Source organism: Ignavibacteriales bacterium (assembly GCA_020635255.1).
GTDB lineage: Bacteria > Bacteroidota > Ignavibacteria > Tepidaquicellales > Tepidaquicellaceae > JAEYVS01.
The window spans coordinates 466694-484525 of sequence record JACKAC010000002.1; the positions used below are offsets into that span (position 1 = coordinate 466694).

Genomic DNA, 17832 nt, shown 5'->3' on the forward strand with positions numbered 1-17832 from the left:
AAATGGCACTTATAGATGTAATACAATTTTTCGATGAGACCGGGAGGACTATGGTGCATCGCGAACCGCAGGACGGTTCCGCGGCATTCCGTCTCGGCACACAGCTCATTGTGCAGGATTCACAGGCTGCCGTCTTTTATCGCGACGGTAAAGCGCTCGATGTATTCCAGGCGGGAAGACATACTCTGACAACGGAAAATATTCCTTTGCTGACTAAACTTATCAGCCTGCCTTTCGGCGGTACATCACCGTTCCAGGCACAGGTCTATTTTGTTGCTATGAAAAAGTTCATAGACCTGAAATGGGGTACGAAGTCACCTATCAATTTCCGTGACACAGAACTCAATTATGTCCAGCTCCGCGCATCCGGTAAATTTTCGATCAGGGTAGTTGACCCGAGACAATTCCTCATGGAGATAGTCTCTACGCAGGGTCTTTACATGACTAATGAGATCGAAGATTACCTTAGGGACGCGATCGTATCGAGATTGAATACAGTTCTTGGTCAAAACCTGAAGACGGTTTTCGACCTTGGACAAAATTATCCACAGATCGAGACAGGTGTAAAATCCGAAGTATCGGACTTCTTCAAATCCATGGGTATCGAACTTACCGACCTCATTATTGCCGGTATCGTACCTCCGGAAGAAGTACAGGAAAAGATCAACGAAAGAAGCTCAATGGGCGCTGTCGGAGATCTCGACGCTTACATGAAATTCAAAACTGCTCAATCTATCGAAAAGGCAGCCGAAAACGAAGGCGGCGGTCTCGCAGGTATGGGCGCAGGTCTTGGTGCCGGTATGGGAATGGCTAATATGATGACACAGGCATTCAATAACCAAAATCAGAACCAGGGACAAAATCAAAATCCGCAGAACCAGAATCAACAGCCGGTTCAGCAAAAGATGTCCATGGATGAGATCACTGCGGCTATCGAAAAGCTCGGGAAACTTAAGGAGCAGGGACTTCTTACTCAGGAAGAATTCGATACAAAGAAAGCAGATCTGTTAGCAAAAATGTAGTCGGTTGATTTCACCGCAAAGACGCAAAGGTTTATGAATGAGAATGAACTTGCAAAGATTGTAGTTGATAAAGCTTTAAAAGTTCACAAAGTACTTGGACCGGGTTTATTGGAATCTGCGTATGAAGAATGCCTTTACTATGAATTAGCCAAGGCAGGTCTTAAAGTCGAACGACAGAAACCAATGCCCTTGAAATATGAAGATGTATCTTTGGATTGTGGATATCGGTTAGATATTCTCGTTAATGATAAATTGATAATTGAAATTAAAGCTGTTGAGAAGTTCAATAATATTTATTTTGCTCAACTGTTGTCATATTTAAGGCTTTCAAATCTTAAGTTAGGACTTTTAATAAATTTTAATGTTACTTTGCTAAAAGATGGTATTAAAAGAATAGCTAATAACTTATAGCTTTTTTCTTTTCTTTGCGTCTTTGCGGTGAGTTAAATCTTTTATGGAAACTGTTACCTCTTCAACCATAATCTGTCCCCAGTGCGGGGGCGAAAATAAGATCCCAACCGATTCCCGATTCCTTGAATGCGAATTTTGCGGGTCTTCTATTTTCGTAGATAAAAGCAAAGTTGTAAATCACTACGTCGTCCTGTCAAACTTCGACCAAAACGAAGCTATCGGAAACGTAAAGCGTTGGATGGCTGGAAATTTTCACGTAAAAGACCTGGACAAGAATGCGCAGATAGCACAGGTCTATTTCTATTATTTCCCGCTGTGGTATTTCAAGACCAACCAGGGGGGAGTTGATAAGATCTATCTTCAGCCCGCGCACTCGACACCTATCTCGGAGATCAAGAACATACAAATACCCGCGGGCGACCTAAAAGTATACCATAAAAACGAGTTTGACGAGAAACAGTTCGTTTCTCCGGATGTGCTTTTTGAATCCGCGCAGAGCTGGCTACAGCAGTCCGGCGTAGACGCGTCTGAAGTTGCGGAGGCTAACCTTGTTCATATCCCATTTTACCAGGTTTACTATAATTATGACGGTAAGCAGTACAGCGCGATGGTCGAGGCTTCGTCGGGAAAAGTTTATGCGAACCTATGGCCCGCCAAGAAAGAAACACCTTTCAGGATGCTATTTGCAGGAAGCATTTTGCTTTTCGCTCTTGCAAGCCTGGTTAGTTTCGTCATTGGTTTGGCTGTCTCGACTGATGAATCCGGTCTGGCAATGGGCGAGGTGATAAAAATACCCGCTTACATACTTACGGCTATTCCGTTGATAATAATATCGTATTACATAGCAAAAAAAGTTTGACAATTATATGGACGATATAAACGAAATAAAAGAACAGGAAAATACCCAGAAGCAGGCGATCCAGTTCAAAAAGGAAAAGATCATACGTGGTATTACTTGCCCTGCCTGCGGTGGTGAACTCGATATCCGTGATGGTATCCGCACCTTCAATTGCAAATACTGCGGAACACTCCTTACATCCAAAGGTGACAGCGAATCGGTAAAATTTTACGTCCCTAAAAAGATCAGCCGTGAGGATGCTATTAACCGCATGAAGGCGTGGCTCGGCAAAGGGCTCGACAAAGCAAAAGGTCTCGCTGCTAAATCCACCGTTGAGGACGCGTTCCTGGTCTATATTCCTTACTGGAGGGTCAGAGCAGACGTCGTCGGATGGGTGTTCGGACAGGAAAAACGTACCCGCACCGTAAACGGTAGAACACAGACCTATTACGTCGATGTGGAAAAGAAGATACAAAAACCGTTCGATAATACTTTCGCCGCGTGTGATATATCGGAGCTCGGCGTAAATAAGGTCAATCTTGCGGGAGATGAAATTAAGCCAATAGATTACGAAACCCTCGAACTCGAGGGTATGATATTCAATATTATCTCGTCACGAAATGAAGTCTCGACCGGCGCATTCCAGCAGTTTCAGTCCAGCGCGAGAGGAGAAGCCAATCTATACAATGTAACATTTGAGCACTATGACCTGGTCCGCGAAGACATCAGTGTTGTTTATTACCCTCTATGGGTTACCCGTTACAGCTTTATGGGCAGGACATACCAGGTGGTGATAGACGGTGAGGACGGTACTATTGCATACGGAAAAGCTCCCGGAAATAATCTATATCGTGCCGTTGTTGGGATATTCGGTATGGGAGTGGGAACATATATGGCGACTCTCTTCGGGATATTTGGTGTTACCGGCATAGACGAGTCGGGATTTTTCGGATACATCGTGGCGCTTATCATTGGTATTGCAGTAATGATGTGGGGCTATAGAAAATTCCGCTACGGCGGTGAAATAGAAGAGGGAACGGGTATTGTTAAGACTCCAAAGAATAAACAGAAAATTACTTCCGTTCTGGATGATAAGGGAATTGACACAATGGCAATTGTAAAAGGAGCGGGCACAGCCGCAATAGCCGGTTCAGTGCTAAACGCTTTCCTGAATGCATCAAGACGATAATTTGTCATGCTGAACTTGTTTCAGCATCTAAAAACAAAAAATTAAATCTCTTGGAATATCAATTAAAAGCTCTAACCTGTGCAAAATGCGGAAGCGGTCTCGTGGTCGAGGTCAATGACAACATTACTTACTGCACCAGCTGTGGAAGTGGTTTCGAGATCAATGACGGTGACCTCCAGCCTATCGAAATAAATTTTGCGGCTACGGCGATCCGTGATAACGGTGAGATAGTTTACAAACCGTTCTGGTATATAAAAGCTCATATTGATATCCTCGAGCGCAAGGCATCGGGTAACTTCTTCAAGAACCTTTTCGGAGGAAGCGGTGAAAATGCATCCGGTGACATTATATTTTACATTCCGGCTTTCTACTGTCAGCTGGATGCTATGAAAAACATCGCGACACAGTTTACAATAAAGAATCCTGTTGCCTCACCACAAAAATACAACTCTAAACTGGTCGGATTTGCTTACGGTAAAGAAGACGCAAAGAAACTTGCCGAATTCATACTCATATCGCTCGAAGCCGAAAAGAGCGACACTATGAAGACCTTCAAATACAATATCACATTCAACGAAATGGAGATCCTCGGCGTGCCGTTTTATAAAACAGCCGACGGGCATTATAAAGATGCTGTCCTGGGAATAGCTGTATAAGTCCCTAACCACTTTTGCCCCACCTTTTTTAATTGCAATAGCTTTTGAAATATTAAGATTATGTAAATTTCATTATCTTTGTTTGATTTATATATAAAAAAGGATATTGGATAAGAAGTTTAAAAATACGCTTTTAATTACATTTATTTCCTCAATCGTCTTAATTATTGCCTTCAGCATATTTTCCATCTCGAGCATTAAGGATTTGATCCACGATCAGGAGCAAAAATCCCACACGAATGAAGTTTTGTTTAATCTCGAACAGGTGATATCACAAATAAAGGATGCCGAAACGGGACAGCGTGGATTATTACGGAGCGTACGAAAGAACCAGAAATAATATTGATGGCACTACATTCAAATTCATTTTTCCTTCCTGATAAATTATATTGTAGTTTGTGTGGTAGGTTGACCTTTTAGTTTTATTTGGGATTTTTTTGTGTCGCTCCGGTGTTAATATCGATTAGGTGTCAGGTGAAATAATGTTAGGTTAAATATTGAAAAACCAACCCTAATTTTAAAAACCTTTCAAATTTAGTCGCTTTTCAGTTTTTTATGAGAAACTTTTTACTATATTTGAAATAGTCAGCTATTTACTGTAGCCGACATCACACCAGTGTAGGAGGATGCCTTAGATCCTGATTCCAGGGGATGGGAACAACAACAGGATTAAAATTCAATTTATTTTAAAAAATAAGAATAGGAAATGAAAACAAACAAATTCCGTGATACGGTTATTGGGTGTTTGCTTGTGATTTCCTTGGGGTTCACTACGTTTTTTGTGAGCTGTTCCGAGGAAGACAGCATTCTGACCGCACCCGGACCAACTGCTACGGGTAATCCGCTCGCTCCGGCCGGCTTTTTTACCGAGTTAGTAACCGGGTTATTTACTGCGGTGGGAGAAGGCGCCGCCTCGGCGGTCGGCGGAGAGATAGCCGGATGGGTGCTGGGCGCTATGGGGCTGACCTCATCCTCTTCCGAGTACACACAGCAGCTTGTGCAGATCGAGGCAAAGCTGGATTCGATAGTAACTCTTATCAACGGCGTAAACGATAACCTCACGCTGATAGAACAGGTGCTCGCGCAGATAAATTGCTCACAACAGCAGTCCTCACTTCAGACGGAGATAGGCTCGCTCACCAGTCTTTATAACCAATATAACTCGATGCTGGCAACCGCGGAGAGCGGTGATACAATACCTCAATCGATAATGAAGGATTGGGCGGACCAGGTGCTCGCAAAGAACCTCTATGCAGGCAATACAAGTGTCGAAGCGCTGATCAGCACTATACAAGTAAACGTTAATAGCTCGACGGGAGCGTTATATTCATGTATAAAGACCGTCTCTCTACCGTCCAGTAATGCTCCTATGCTGGATACTCTGTATTACGCAAATGTGTATGCGCTGGCAAACTATTACTATTATTACCAGTCGATAGGTCTATTGATGCTCAGCGAAGCGTATCATTATTACGCGTGGATGGAGGCGGGCTCACCGGGCGCAAATGATACCCTCACCGCAGACAAAGTACAGCAGGTGTGTAACTACAACGGTACGACGCTCGATTATTGTAATAATGTGGCTACCGCTACAAACTCGCTTTACAATTCTCTTGTAACGCAGATAACATATGCGGGTGCTCCATATTCCAATGCCTACTATACGATGCAGTATGACGCAACAAGCCCGGTGGTATGGGTGACATCACTGGAAGATTTTACAACAGAGTCAGGCGCTCAGTGCCCGGGTGCTTTTCCTTTAGGTAACGATTATCCATGCGGTCCCACTGCCGGGTTTGTTAATACGGCGCTTACGATCGATACCTACAGGGGATCAGAAGGCGCCTTTGCTTTTGCAAAAACTCAGGAGCTTGTAAACCTTTTTGATATAGATAAGGTAGGAACGGTCGGCGGAGACCTGGGTCAATATCTCCAGGATGTAGCCGGTTTTCAAAATGTGCTCAGTCCAAACAAGACTGTCATTGCGTCGGATTCGGTAGCTATAGACTTACCTCATGCCGGTCATACCCTTTACTTTGTCCCGTTTTTTAATACGAACGGAACTCTTACGGAGAACGTTTCCGGGGAGAAAACTGCTGTATTCTACAGGGAAGGGGATTTTCAGAGCCTCCTGAACCCCGTGGATGTGGAGCACACACAATGCGGAAACCCAAATCAGGGCACACTGGGTACTTATACATTATATAACTATACGTATAATAATAATACCCTGGGACAGCAATATTACAATTTAGACTATAACTGGATGACCGGTTTCGCGATAAGCGCCGAATGTAATAGTATGAACGACGGTTACTTATTCTTTACCGATGATTCATTCATTTTAGGTACTCCGCCTGTATACCCGGGATTTTACACGTTAGCGCAGAGGCTCCAGGACGTGCCGGAGCGCTTTCTGTGGCCGGTATTCCATCCACAGAATGCAACCTGTACTAACGGGCGGACTGTAAAGAACCCCGGCGGAATGTATACAATGTGTAATGATGACTTTACGGCATTCATTAATACGGTAGTTCCGCCGCCGGTGACATGCAATAATGCAACGATCGATCCGCCGTGTACGACACTGCAATAATCTAAAAAAAAACTAAACCGGAGAAATAACATTGAAAAATAAACACAGACTCGTAATAATATTGCTGATGCCTGTTTTGATGATTCTCTATTGCAGTGATGCTCGCGCGCAGTCCGAATGGCTCGATTACGGAACCGGCAACTCGGTCTCGATCGAGATATATAAACCAATAACACCACGTGACAGCAATAAGTATGAGCCCGGCGGAATAGAGCCGGGTTTTACAGTGCCCTCGGTGGCGGTCTATCTCACGGGACGCTACAACCTTTATAAAGACTTCACGCTCGTCGGTGAGTTTCCTTTTGCTTACGGCGCGTATGACACGACCAACTTCGTCGTGGACGAAAGCGGTGCAAAGATCGGTAATCCATATCTTGGCGCGGAGTACCGCCTGCCAAAGTCTCCGCTCATGTTCGAGCTGGGGCTCAGGCTTCCATTGTCGCCGGATAACCCGGTGATCCCTTCGCTGGTGGGCTTTGCCGCCGATATCGACCGGTCGGAAGCCTTTCTCCGCGATGTAGTGCCGGTATATACAGCCGTGAACTATGAATCGCTGAGCGAGTCGAATATCTATCTGAAAGGGCGCGGGGGTGTGAACATTTGGTTTAATACAAAAAAGATACCGGGGTTCGATACTCAACCGGAGGTCACATTTGATTATACGCTCCAGGTGGGTTATTTCCAGAAATATGTGCACGTCATCGCCGGGGTGGTCGGAAAGTACGACGTAGATTCCGGTCCGCTCTCATCGAATAAGAATAATCTCGTGCAGTACGGCATACTGATAACCGGGATATACAAGAACATACGCCCGGCACTGAGTTTTAAAGTGCCAGGAGGGAACGCCGGTCTTGTATTTAATTACATAATAGGTTTGAACTGCACATACGAGTTCTAGATAGTTGTAACACTTTATTTACTCCTTTCATCAAAAGCCCTGTCATCTCCGGCAGGGTTTTTGTTTATCCCATTATGATGAATTTTAGTGTGTGATATGTTTTGTGGTGGTAGTGGGTTTGTGTTTGTTCGTTTTTAGTTTAGTGTTAAGGGATTAGTTTATAGCATTGTATTAAGTTTTGAGATTCTTCGCTTCGCTCAGAATGACAATTTTTTAATAAACAGGCTAGCCTGATTTTAGCAATGCACTATAGATTTTCCAGAGTGCCGTGCAAGCATGTCATGAAGCTCGACCACTATTGAGTGGTCTTTCATGCAATCTGCCATTACACGCCGTCATACGGGAATTCAGGCGCAACGGTCATACGTTATCTGTGTACATACGACGTGGAGGTGCAGGTGTGATCCCATTGCTACTGCCAAGTGACATAACGGTTAAGTTTCCTTGCCTTCCCTGACCATGCGGACGAAAAAAGACAGGTCTGCTCCCGTTTATACCCGTTTCCCCTCGATATCAGTAGTAACTTCCAGAGTCAATCTTTGATTTTCCGGCTTCCCGGTCTTAGGAGTCGTGATCCATAATCTTTTTTAACCATGGGTTTAGGGGTATCTCTCCACAAATTAGCAATGGCTGGCTATGGCGTCACAGCAGGGGATAGCGTATTACCGCGGGCGTGTGAATCTTCCGCTTCTGCGCGGTCTCCGGGTTCTATTTACGCCGAAGGCGTGCCTACAAAGGAACAAGCCAACGGCAAAGAACTAGTTATTATAATAACTAGTGTAAAATAAGATGTAGTCAAGTTAGTTTAAATGAAGAAAGGGTTAGATACGTATATATACTTTTTTTGTGTTGGTCGCATGAGGTACCGAGACCGAATAGAGTGTATCAGGACGTTCAGATGCGACGGGTCTAGATCCCCGCCTTCGCGGGGATGACAAGTGTGTGTGGGGAATGCAAGGGAGAAAGGGTTAGATACGTATATATACTTTTTTTGTTCTCTTATTCTTTGCGACGCCTTACGGCATAAATACCTCTTGTAGTGACAACAATGTGAGATTATTGATACTTGTCGGTAGATTAAAGGGTAAAATTAAAATACTAGTTAACTTTATGAAACCGTAAATTTCTGTTCTATTTCACATTTTTTAGTCTTTAACTTACATAAATAATCACCTTTAGAAAGTGTTTGTGCGCTATATTCGAACTCGTAATCACCAATTTCAAACATACGATTAAATGGTTTATCAATTATTTTATCATTTGAGTTTAGGATGATTAATTTAGCTCTAGATCGTTCAGCTATTGAAAATTGTATTCTAGTATTTACAATAAGTTTACTTGGAGTAAGCTGCTCTAACGAAAATGCTGCAGGGTTAGTTTTACTTTGAATTAGTTTAGAACCATCAAATATGATTTTACTTTTCCAAGAGAGAATAAAAGTAATACCAATAAATAAAATAATTACTATAAAGTTTGAAACTGTAATTACAAAATTACTATCTACCCTAAAATCAAAAAAATTATAATATTTTTCCAAAACTAGAACCTCAAAATAGAAATTTGGTGTTGAAGTTAAGCCTAACAAAATTAAACAACTTAGAGCAAAAGTTATTCTAATTGGGATGTTGGAAGTAATAACTACGATTAAGCTACAAATTGTAATTAATATAGATCCAAAGATTGATTTCTGAGCCCCTCCAAAAAGGTAAATCATCATTGATACATCTAATATTAAAATTGCCGTAACGAAGATTAACCATACAAGAGACCATTTTGGGTTATTGACCTTAATTGAAAAACGATAGGGACTTCTTGATAAATAATTTTTTTGGGGGCTACACACCCAACAAAAAAAAAGGGTTATACCAAACACAATAAGATTGACAAATACTATAGTAGAAGTTGGAATTGGTGTATATATACAAGATACTATGTTGGCTAAAAAAATGACATATGCGGAAGATATCACGGCAATAATAAGTCCACTATATAATAAAAACTCATGTCTTTCTGAAAGATATTCTAATTTTTCGATCGGTTCCATTAGTTAAAAGATTTCAATTAATTCATTTGTCGAAATTAGATTTTTGGGAATTTCTTTACATCTTCTCCAATAGTCACAAAATGAATTGAAACTAAAATAAAGCATTATAGTGCAAGGAATAAAAGTGTAATGAGGTTCAACTAAGTAAGTTATAAAGGTAATTGCCGTAAAAACTCCTGCCAATTTTGCTGTTACATGCGGATATAAGAGATATCCTTGAAATATTTTTATTGAACAATATCCGCTAACAGCAATCTCTCTAAGCAAAATAAATAGATAAATTGGTAGGAAATTCAAATCGATAATTAAAAGAGAAATGCAGCTAATTTGGATCACTAACCTATCCACTAATGAATCAAGTAATCTTCTTTTTACTCTCCATTTGGAAATTGAATACAACGAGGTTTTTTTAAATAATTCACCATCGTAGTAATCCAACACAACATTTGCCAAGATCATTGACGTGATCGTGAAAATATTATCAACGCCAAATGTTAGAATGAAAAAACCTAAGTAAGAAATAATTACTAAACGAATAAAAATCATTCCAAAACTTATAAGTGAAAGAATTTTATCGGATTTGCTTACTAGTACTAATGTAGTGTTCATATTAATGTTTTTTTCTAATAATACTTATAAAAGTAGAGCAATACTAGGATAAATTATTAAAAAACACAAATAATTCGTGTGTAATTGTAAGCGTAACTTACAATTTTTGAAATTTAATGTCAACGTGTTAAGTTTTTTAATATTTGGAGAATACCCTACAGCACTACTAAAGGGAAGCAAGTGAATTTGCCTTTTTAAAATGTTGGTAAGGGAAAGTTATTTTAGAAAGATTTGAATCAATTTAAGGGTCTAAACTAAAAAAATCAAAAGGAATTGTAAAATCTTTTAAGAGGAAAAATAGCAGAATTGAGTATTTCAGATGTTTGTAAAGCACAAACAGAAATCATAATGTTATCTGAAGAAAGAGTAATTGCGGAATCCACTAATGTGAGACTATACTTCATGTCATATCTAAAATTCTCCATGCTCTTTCTTCATCCTGTCATTGAAATCTTTGGAGCCTCCGCGGGGGACGGAGAGCGATCCCCAGTTGTCTTTGGCGAGGTATTTTGCCATGTAGATTATCTGTCCGAGGTGATAGGCGTAGTGTGAGAGCTGGCGGTTGATGGCTTCGACTACGTAGTGGTCTTCACCGCGTATCTTTATTTTCTTCATGAGGTCATTTGGTGTGAGAGATCCGAGGGCGTCGAAGACACACTTCCATCCTTTTTCCCACCTGTCTATTATATCGTCTTTATCGGTGTAGAAGAGCTGTTCGAATTCTTCGTCCCGGTTGCGCCATTCTTTTTCACCGTCGGAGGTGAGGAAGTCCGTCCAGCGCGAGAGCATATTACCGCTCAGGTGGCGTATGATTATCGCGATAGAGTTGGTCTCTTCGTCGGGAGTGAAGAAGAAGTCTTCGTCTTTTATATGTGAGAATGCTTTATCGCCGAGGGATTTGAGTTCGCGGAATTTTTTTACCGCGTCTTCGAGGTAATATTGTGCGAGTTCGTTCATGAAATAAATATAGCAAATAAAGTTTACAGAGTTAATGTAGTTTGTCGAGAGTTGTTATGTGATATGTATCACACGCTTGTATTTCATTGAAGGGCAGAGGGGTTATAGTTAATTTTGTAATAAGGGAAAGCGAATGTGTGACGTACCAGGGAAACAATTGATAAAGCTAAGAAAAGGAGGATATAGTAATGAAAAAGCTCGTTTTACTAGTTTTTGTGTTGTTCTTTTTCTCGCCCAACTTATACCCTCAATGGATGCGAACTAACGGACCGGAAGGAATTTCTATCCGTACACTTACGACGTTAAAATCCACAATTTTTGCCGGAACTGAAGTAAACGGCACCTATTCATCTACCGACGACGGGCTTACGTGGACGCCTGTCAATTCCGGAATAGAAAACCTGCGTGTAAGCAGTCTTGCTTACAAGTCGGGCAACCTCTTTGCGGGAACATTCGGCAAAGGTGTTTACCATTCAACCGACCATGGAAATACATGGACAGCGCCTTTGAACGGAAATGATCTTGCCGTAACTTCAATGGTAATAAACGGACAGTATGTATTTGCCGGCGCTATCACAAATGGCGTATACCGGTCTTCCGATGACGGAGCAACATGGGATAATGTGCTTCCCGGACAGACCACAAGCATTCAATCTATGTGTGTAAACGGAGGTAACATATTCGCCGCATCATCCAACTACACATTTAAGTCAACAAACAATGGTGATAACTGGAGTATAGTTCACGACCTCGACGGTGCGGCATTATTTACAATGTATTCTGCCGGAAATATGATCATAGCCGGAGGCAGGAATAAGGTTTACCGGACTATGAATGGCGGCGATAACTGGGAAACGATAAGCGTTTCTTTCCCGGGGTCGCTTGTAAATATCTACGATATAGCAGAGTCAGGCGGAATGCTCTTTGCTGCCACATCCAGTTTCGGTGTTTATTCATCTTCAGATAACGGTAGTACGTGGGCGCCAACAAACCAGGGCATGGGACCAACGCAGGATGTAAGAGCGCTGACGGTCACCAGCTCATCCACGCTATTGGCAGGACTTCATTATATAGGTATTTACAGGTCCGAGGATAATGGCGCAAGCTGGGATAAATCCAATTCGGGATTTACAGCCGGCTCCACAATGGCAAGTATGCTGGCAAGCGGATCATATGTGTATGCCGGAACCCGTGGTGACGGTATATATAGAAGCGGTGATAACGGAGATAATTGGGTCAAACTTATGGGAGATAATGACACAGTTAATTATTCTCATGTGAATGTAATGTGTGAAAAAGATGAAGTGATCTTTGCTTCAATGAGAATAAATTTCTATGCTACTATATATAAGTCCACCGATGAAGGCTTGACATGGATCCGCAGCGGAAACGGTCTTCCTCCCGGGCTTCCATTTGTATTCAGCCTGGCAAAAAGCGGAGGAAACTTAATTGCCGGAACTTACCTGGGTGTGTATTATTCACCGGATGACGGTTTAAACTGGTACTCGACGAATCTCAACTTCAGCGTAATAGAGGCTGTCGCAGCAGGCGCGAATAACGTTGCCTATGCAACAGTGCCTGAGGTAGGTCTCTACAGGTCGATCGATAATGGTGTAACATGGACCCCCAGCCTTTTGAGTCCGGGAGTAGATTTCGTTACACTGGAGGCGATCGATAATTACGCGTATGCCGGAGCATTCTTTAACGGTACCAGATACACCAATGATTATGGAAACTCATGGTTCTATGGAAGCGGTTTTCCGTTCGAGGCATCGGTCTTTGCAATGAATGCATTTGGCAATGGACTGGTAGTTGTCGGAACGGATGTCGAACAATCCTGGACTTACATCTCGCAGGATCATGGTATCAATTACACTCCATTCGGAGAAGGTCTTTCCCCGACGGCATCTGTGGAGGCATTTGCCGTAAACGATACTTATATCTTTGGCGGGTCGGATCATAACGGAGTCTGGAGAAGATTGAGACCTGATGTAGTCGGTATATCGGGTCAGCAGAACAGTCTTCCGGAGAGATTTCTCCTGAGCCAGAATTATCCAAATCCATTTAACCCGTCCACAAGGATAGCTTATGAGCTCCCGGGCAATAGCCGTGTTAGTCTTACGGTATATGACGTGCTCGGACGAAGCGTTATCAATCTTGTGAACAAAGAACAAACTGCGGGACGATATAGTGTAGTCTGGGACGGCAGAAACTCAAACGGTAATCTCGTAAACAGCGGGGTTTATTTTTACCGGCTGGATGCGGGAAGCTTTACCGAAACAAAAAGAATGGTCCTTGTAAAATAATTTTTACGAGGTGCTACTCAAAAAAGGCGGCGGCATGCCGCCTTTTTTTATGTTACTTGTGTCAGAAAAAATCTTCGGTAATTAATAATGTGAATATTTTGTTATATGTGTGTCAGGAAGTTGTTAGGATTTGATGCAAAAAAAAATGGGGGCGAAAAAATACCCTTTAGTCAAGTGATTTATGGTGGGATTGCAATTTGTTAATAATGTTAGTAACTCGTAAAACCTTGTTAATAACTATTGTTCTCCTTGACAGAATTATCGGATTTACACAAAATTAAAAAAATTTGATTTTGTTAATTAGAAACGTTAATTTTGTTTTAACCCCATTCTTTGACTTAAATATTTACAATTTTAAGCCAATCATTTAGTTTAAGCAGTTAAGGGAGATTTTCCTCACAGGGTAAAAACTCTACATTAAATCATTTTTCATTAATTTACAAATTTCATTATGATATGAAAATTAATAGGGTATTCACAGTAAATAGTGAGCACGCTAAGGACACGATTGACTTTGAAAAGAGATCATCCGTTATACGCAACCCCGACGGCTCTATTGTTTTCGAGATGAATGACATACTCATCCCCAAGCATTGGTCGCAAGTAGCCACCGACATCATCGCACAGAAGTACTTCCGCAAAGCCGGAGTCCCAAAGCACCTAAAGAAAGTCGAAGAAGAGGGAGTTCCCGAATGGCTTCAGAGGTCTGAGCCGGACGAGGAGAAGTTGTCCGAGCTCGATAACGAAGACAGGTACGGATCGGAGACCGATTCCGCGCAGGTATTTAACCGCCTGGCAGGATGCTGGACGTACTGGGGCTGGAAGCACAATTACTTTAACACAGAAGAGGACGCAAAGAACTTTTACGACGAGATGTTTTACATGCTCGCGATGCAGTTCTCCGCCCCGAATTCACCTCAATGGTTCAATACAGGATTGAACTGGGCTTATGGAATCAAAGGTCCGGCGCAGGGACATCTGTATGTGGACGCAGAGACAGGTGAACTGAAAAGATCAGAGGACGCTTACACACATCCGCAGCCACACGCATGCTTCATACAATCGGTCAGCGATGACCTGGTGAATGAAGGCGGTATAATGGACCTGTGGGTGAGGGAAGCAAGGTTATTCAAATACGGTTCCGGTACGGGATCGAATTTTTCTGCAATAAGAGGAGACAGTGAACCCCTTAGCGGCGGCGGTAAGTCGTCCGGTTTAATGTCGTTCCTGAAAATAGGAGACAGGAGCGCGGGGGCAATAAAATCCGGCGGTACAACAAGACGTGCTGCAAAGATGGTCACTCTCGACATGGACCATCCGGATATAGAAGAGTATATTAACTGGAAGGTGAAGGAAGAGCAAAAGGTAGCGGCACTCGTAGCCGGCTCAAAGTCTCTAAACGTGCACCTTAACAGGATAATGAAAGCCTGTCACGCGGGTCATCCCGAAAACGACCTTTTCGACAGGAAGAAGAACAAGCAATTGGCGGCAGCCATCGCCGAGGCTAAAAAAGCTCATATTCCCGTAAACTATATAGAGAGAGTGGTTCAGCTTGCTAAGCTGGGTCATAAGGAGATTCATGTTCCCGTCTATAATACAGACTGGAACTCGGAAGCCTATGCTACCGTGTCGGGTCAGAACTCGAATAACAGCATAAGAGCAACCAACGGGTTTATGGAGGCAGTCCAGAACGATGAGGACTGGAACCTCTATTGGAGAGTAGAGCTTGAAAAAGCCGAAGCCGAAAAGCGGGATCCAAAGCCGTACAAGATTATCCCCGCAAAGGAATTATGGGACCAGATAGCGTTTAGCGCGTGGGCATGCGCAGACCCGGGAATACAGTTCCACACTACTATTAATGAGTGGCATACATGCCCGGCAGGCGGAGAAATTAAAGCATCGAATCCGTGTTCGGAATACATGTTCCTGGATGATACCGCGTGTAACCTTGCATCGCTGAACCTGGTGAAATTTTATGACGACGATTCGGAAGAGTTCCAGATAGACAAATTCCGTCATGCGACGAGGCTATGGACGGTAGTGCTCGAGCTCAGCGTACTCATGGCGCAATTTCCAAGCAAGGAGATCGCACAGCTTTCATACGAGTACAGGACGCTCGGACTTGGCTACGCGAACATGGGCGCTCTATTAATGAGGAAAGGTATTCCTTATGATTCCAATGACGCTCTCGCGATAACGGGCGCAATAACGGCGATACTCCACATGACATCTTATGCTACTTCTGCTGAGATGGCTAAGGAGCTTGGCGCATTCCCGAGATACGAGGATAATAAAGAGAACATGCTGAGGGTAGTGAGAAATCACAGACGCGCGGCATATAATCTCGCAGAGAAAGATTACGAAGGATTGACAATATTCCCGATGGGAATAGACAAAAGATACTGTCCGGAAGAACTGCTAAAGGCGGCAAGGGACGCATCAGACCTCGCTCTTGAACTGGGCGATAAGTACGGCTACAGGAATGCGCAGGTTACGGTGATTGCTCCTACGGGAACAATCGGTCTGTTAATGGACTGCGATACTACGGGTGTCGAACCGGACTTCGCGCTGGTGAAATTCAAAAAGCTGGCAGGCGGCGGATATTTTAAGATCATCAACGAATCCGTACCTCCCGCACTGAAGAAGCTGGGCTACAATGAAAAAGAGATCGACGACATTGTAAAATATACAAAAGGACACGGAACACTGGTAGACTGTCCGCACATTAACGCAGGCACTCTGCTGGAAAAAGGATTTACGAAGGAAATAATAAAGCAGATAGAAAAATCACTTCCGTCTGTATTCGATATAAATTTCGCATTCAATAAGTGGTCGCTCGGCGCAGGATTCTGCAAGAACGTGCTCGGATTCTCCGAGGACATGCTGGACGATCCTAACTTCAACATACTGACAGCGCTGGGATTCAGCAGGGAGCAGGTGGAGGAAGCCAACGATTACGTGTGCGGTGCAATGACCGTCGAAGGCGCCCCTCATTTAAAAGAGGAGCACTACGCGGTATTCGACTGCGCGAACAAATGCGGTAAGAAAGGTTCGAGATATATCAAAGCCGGCGCACACATCAGGCTTATGGCGGCGGCTCAGTCATTTATCTCAGGCGCAATATCCAAGACCATTAACCTGCCTAATGAGGCATCGGTCGAGGATATGAAGACTGCTTACATGATGTCATGGAACCTGTGCCTGAAGGCAAACGCGCTCTACAGGGACGGCTCTAAGCTGTCACAGCCGTTGAATTCGATAACCGATGACGGTGATTACGACGATGAAGTAATGGAAATAGCGGAAGAGATCGTTAAAAATAACAACGACATAGTAAAAGTTGCAGAGAAGATAATTCACAGGTACATCGCAAAGAGAAGGAAACTTCCATTCAGAAGGAAAGGATATACGCAGAAAGCAAAGATCGGAAACCATTCTGTTTATATCAGGACGGGTGAATACGAGAACGGACAGCTGGGAGAGATATTCATTGACATGCACAGGGAAGGCGCGGCATTCAGGAGTTTGATGAACTGCTTCGCTATCTCGATATCGCTGGGTCTACAGCACGGCGTACCGTTAGAGGAATTCATAGACGCCTTCGTTTACACCAGGTTCGAGCCGAACGGTATTGTAATGGGCAATGACAAGATAAAGATGTCGACTTCCATCATTGATTATATATTCAGGGAGTTGGCTGTAACATATCTCGGAAGAACCGACCTTGCTCATTTTACCGATGAAGCAAAGCTCAACAAAGGAATAGATATTCTTTCGATATCCGGAAGCAAGAGCTCCGACGTGGAAGAGGACTTCGATGAAGAAGAAGTTTACAGCGAGAAGATAGTAGATGAGATACCGATGAGCCAGGTGAATGACGACCCCGAGCTTCATATCAAAAATATGGAACCGGATTCACCTGAAGTAAAGATAAAACCTATTGCAAAAAAGACAGCAGTTTCACAAAACGGTACGAATGGAATGTCCAAGTCAGAAGAAGCCAAGCTCAAAGGTTATACCGGTGACATCTGTACGGAGTGCGGAAGCAACACAATGGTAAGGAACGGAACGTGCCTTAAATGTGTGACATGCGGCGGTACAAGCGGCTGCTCATAATTAAAGAGTGACCTGCGGTCTACGACTCTTCGAGTAGTAGACTCGTAGAGAGGCACGAGCGGCTGCTCATAAGATAAATAAGTCATTGTTTTCAAGCCAATTGCTTTCAAGTAATTGGCTTTTTTGCTTACCCTATGAATTTATGGTATTTTTGTATTGCAATAATCCTCTGGAAATATTAGGTTACTTC

Annotated in this window: 13 protein-coding genes; 11 read left to right on the forward strand and 2 right to left on the reverse strand. The window is 43.0% G+C overall.

The annotated features are described in order from the left end of the window. The first annotated feature begins 2 nt into the window (after nt 1–2). The 9 genes from H6614_09970 (at nt 3) to H6614_10010 (ending at nt 8398) form a co-directional block, all read left to right on the forward strand. Complete coding sequence (locus tag H6614_09970; protein MCB9243991.1) at nt 3–1022, forward strand: SPFH domain-containing protein; 1020 nt, start codon at nt 3–5, stop codon at nt 1020–1022. A 33-nt stretch (nt 1023–1055) separates the two neighbouring features. Then, nucleotides 1056–1433 carry a GxxExxY protein gene (locus tag H6614_09975; protein MCB9243992.1) on the forward strand — a complete coding sequence of 126 codons (378 nt, stop codon included), beginning with the start codon at nt 1056–1058 and terminating at the stop codon, nt 1431–1433. A gap of 43 nt (nt 1434–1476) precedes the next feature. Then, entirely contained in the window at nt 1477–2292 is an 816-nt protein-coding gene (locus H6614_09980) for a hypothetical protein (GenBank protein MCB9243993.1), read from the forward strand. 7 nt (nt 2293–2299) lie between these two features. Beyond that, entirely contained in the window at nt 2300–3460 is a 1161-nt protein-coding gene (locus tag H6614_09985) for a hypothetical protein (GenBank protein ID MCB9243994.1), read from the forward strand. 50 nt (nt 3461–3510) lie between these two features. Next, a complete protein-coding gene (locus H6614_09990) occupies nt 3511–4116 on the forward strand; it encodes a hypothetical protein (protein ID MCB9243995.1) in 606 nt (201 codons plus the stop codon). Between the two features lie 106 nt (nt 4117–4222). After that, on the forward strand, nt 4223–4456 hold the full coding sequence (locus H6614_09995) for a hypothetical protein (protein MCB9243996.1): 234 nt from the start codon (nt 4223–4225) through the stop codon (nt 4454–4456). A gap of 366 nt (nt 4457–4822) precedes the next feature. Beyond that, a complete protein-coding gene (locus tag H6614_10000; GenBank protein ID MCB9243997.1) occupies nt 4823–6712 on the forward strand; it encodes a hypothetical protein in 1890 nt (629 codons plus the stop codon). A gap of 31 nt (nt 6713–6743) precedes the next feature. Further along, nucleotides 6744–7610: a hypothetical protein gene (locus H6614_10005; protein MCB9243998.1), complete on the forward strand. Its 867-nt coding sequence runs from the start codon at nt 6744–6746 to the stop codon at nt 7608–7610. A 593-nt stretch (nt 7611–8203) separates the two neighbouring features. Then, the gene (locus H6614_10010; protein MCB9243999.1) at nt 8204–8398 is read left to right on the forward strand and encodes a hypothetical protein; all 195 of its coding nucleotides are present in this window, start codon (nt 8204–8206) and stop codon (nt 8396–8398) included. Between the two features lie 320 nt (nt 8399–8718). Here H6614_10010 and H6614_10015 read toward each other — a convergent pair whose 3' ends face one another. Both H6614_10015 and H6614_10020 read right to left on the reverse strand, forming a co-directional pair. Next, nucleotides 8719–9654, reverse strand: coding sequence for a hypothetical protein (locus H6614_10015; protein ID MCB9244000.1), 936 nt, complete (start codon nt 9652–9654; stop codon nt 8719–8721). 1020 nt (nt 9655–10674) lie between these two features. Then, complete coding sequence (locus tag H6614_10020; protein MCB9244001.1) at nt 10675–11220, reverse strand: DUF1572 family protein; 546 nt, start codon at nt 11218–11220, stop codon at nt 10675–10677. A gap of 188 nt (nt 11221–11408) precedes the next feature. On the opposite strand from H6614_10020, the gene H6614_10025 reads away from it, so the two are divergent. Both H6614_10025 and H6614_10030 read left to right on the forward strand, forming a co-directional pair. Then, nucleotides 11409–13526, forward strand: a complete 2118-nt coding sequence (locus H6614_10025; GenBank protein MCB9244002.1) for a T9SS type A sorting domain-containing protein — start codon at nt 11409–11411, stop codon at nt 13524–13526. Nucleotides 13527–13982: 456 nt separating this feature from the next. Beyond that, nucleotides 13983–17642 (forward strand): vitamin B12-dependent ribonucleotide reductase, encoded by a 3660-nt coding sequence (locus H6614_10030; GenBank protein ID MCB9244003.1) that lies wholly within the window; start codon nt 13983–13985, stop codon nt 17640–17642. Nucleotides 17643–17832: the final 190 nt, after the last annotated feature.

Coding starts and splice junctions, on each gene's coding strand:
- H6614_09975 (MCB9243992.1), top strand. CDS start 1,056: ATGAATGAGAATGAACTTGCAAAGATTGTAGTTGATAAAGCTTTAAAA.
- H6614_10000 (MCB9243997.1), top strand. CDS start 4,823: ATGAAAACAAACAAATTCCGTGATACGGTTATTGGGTGTTTGCTTGTG.
- H6614_09970 (MCB9243991.1), top strand. CDS start 3: ATGGCACTTATAGATGTAATACAATTTTTCGATGAGACCGGGAGGACT.
- H6614_09985 (MCB9243994.1), top strand. CDS start 2,300: ATGGACGATATAAACGAAATAAAAGAACAGGAAAATACCCAGAAGCAG.
- H6614_10010 (MCB9243999.1), top strand. CDS start 8,204: ATGGGTTTAGGGGTATCTCTCCACAAATTAGCAATGGCTGGCTATGGC.
- H6614_10020 (MCB9244001.1), bottom strand. CDS start 11,220: ATGAACGAACTCGCACAATATTACCTCGAAGACGCGGTAAAAAAATTC.
- H6614_10015 (MCB9244000.1), bottom strand. CDS start 9,654: ATGGAACCGATCGAAAAATTAGAATATCTTTCAGAAAGACATGAGTTT.
- H6614_10030 (MCB9244003.1), top strand. CDS start 13,983: ATGAAAATTAATAGGGTATTCACAGTAAATAGTGAGCACGCTAAGGAC.
- H6614_09980 (MCB9243993.1), top strand. CDS start 1,477: ATGGAAACTGTTACCTCTTCAACCATAATCTGTCCCCAGTGCGGGGGC.
- H6614_10025 (MCB9244002.1), top strand. CDS start 11,409: ATGAAAAAGCTCGTTTTACTAGTTTTTGTGTTGTTCTTTTTCTCGCCC.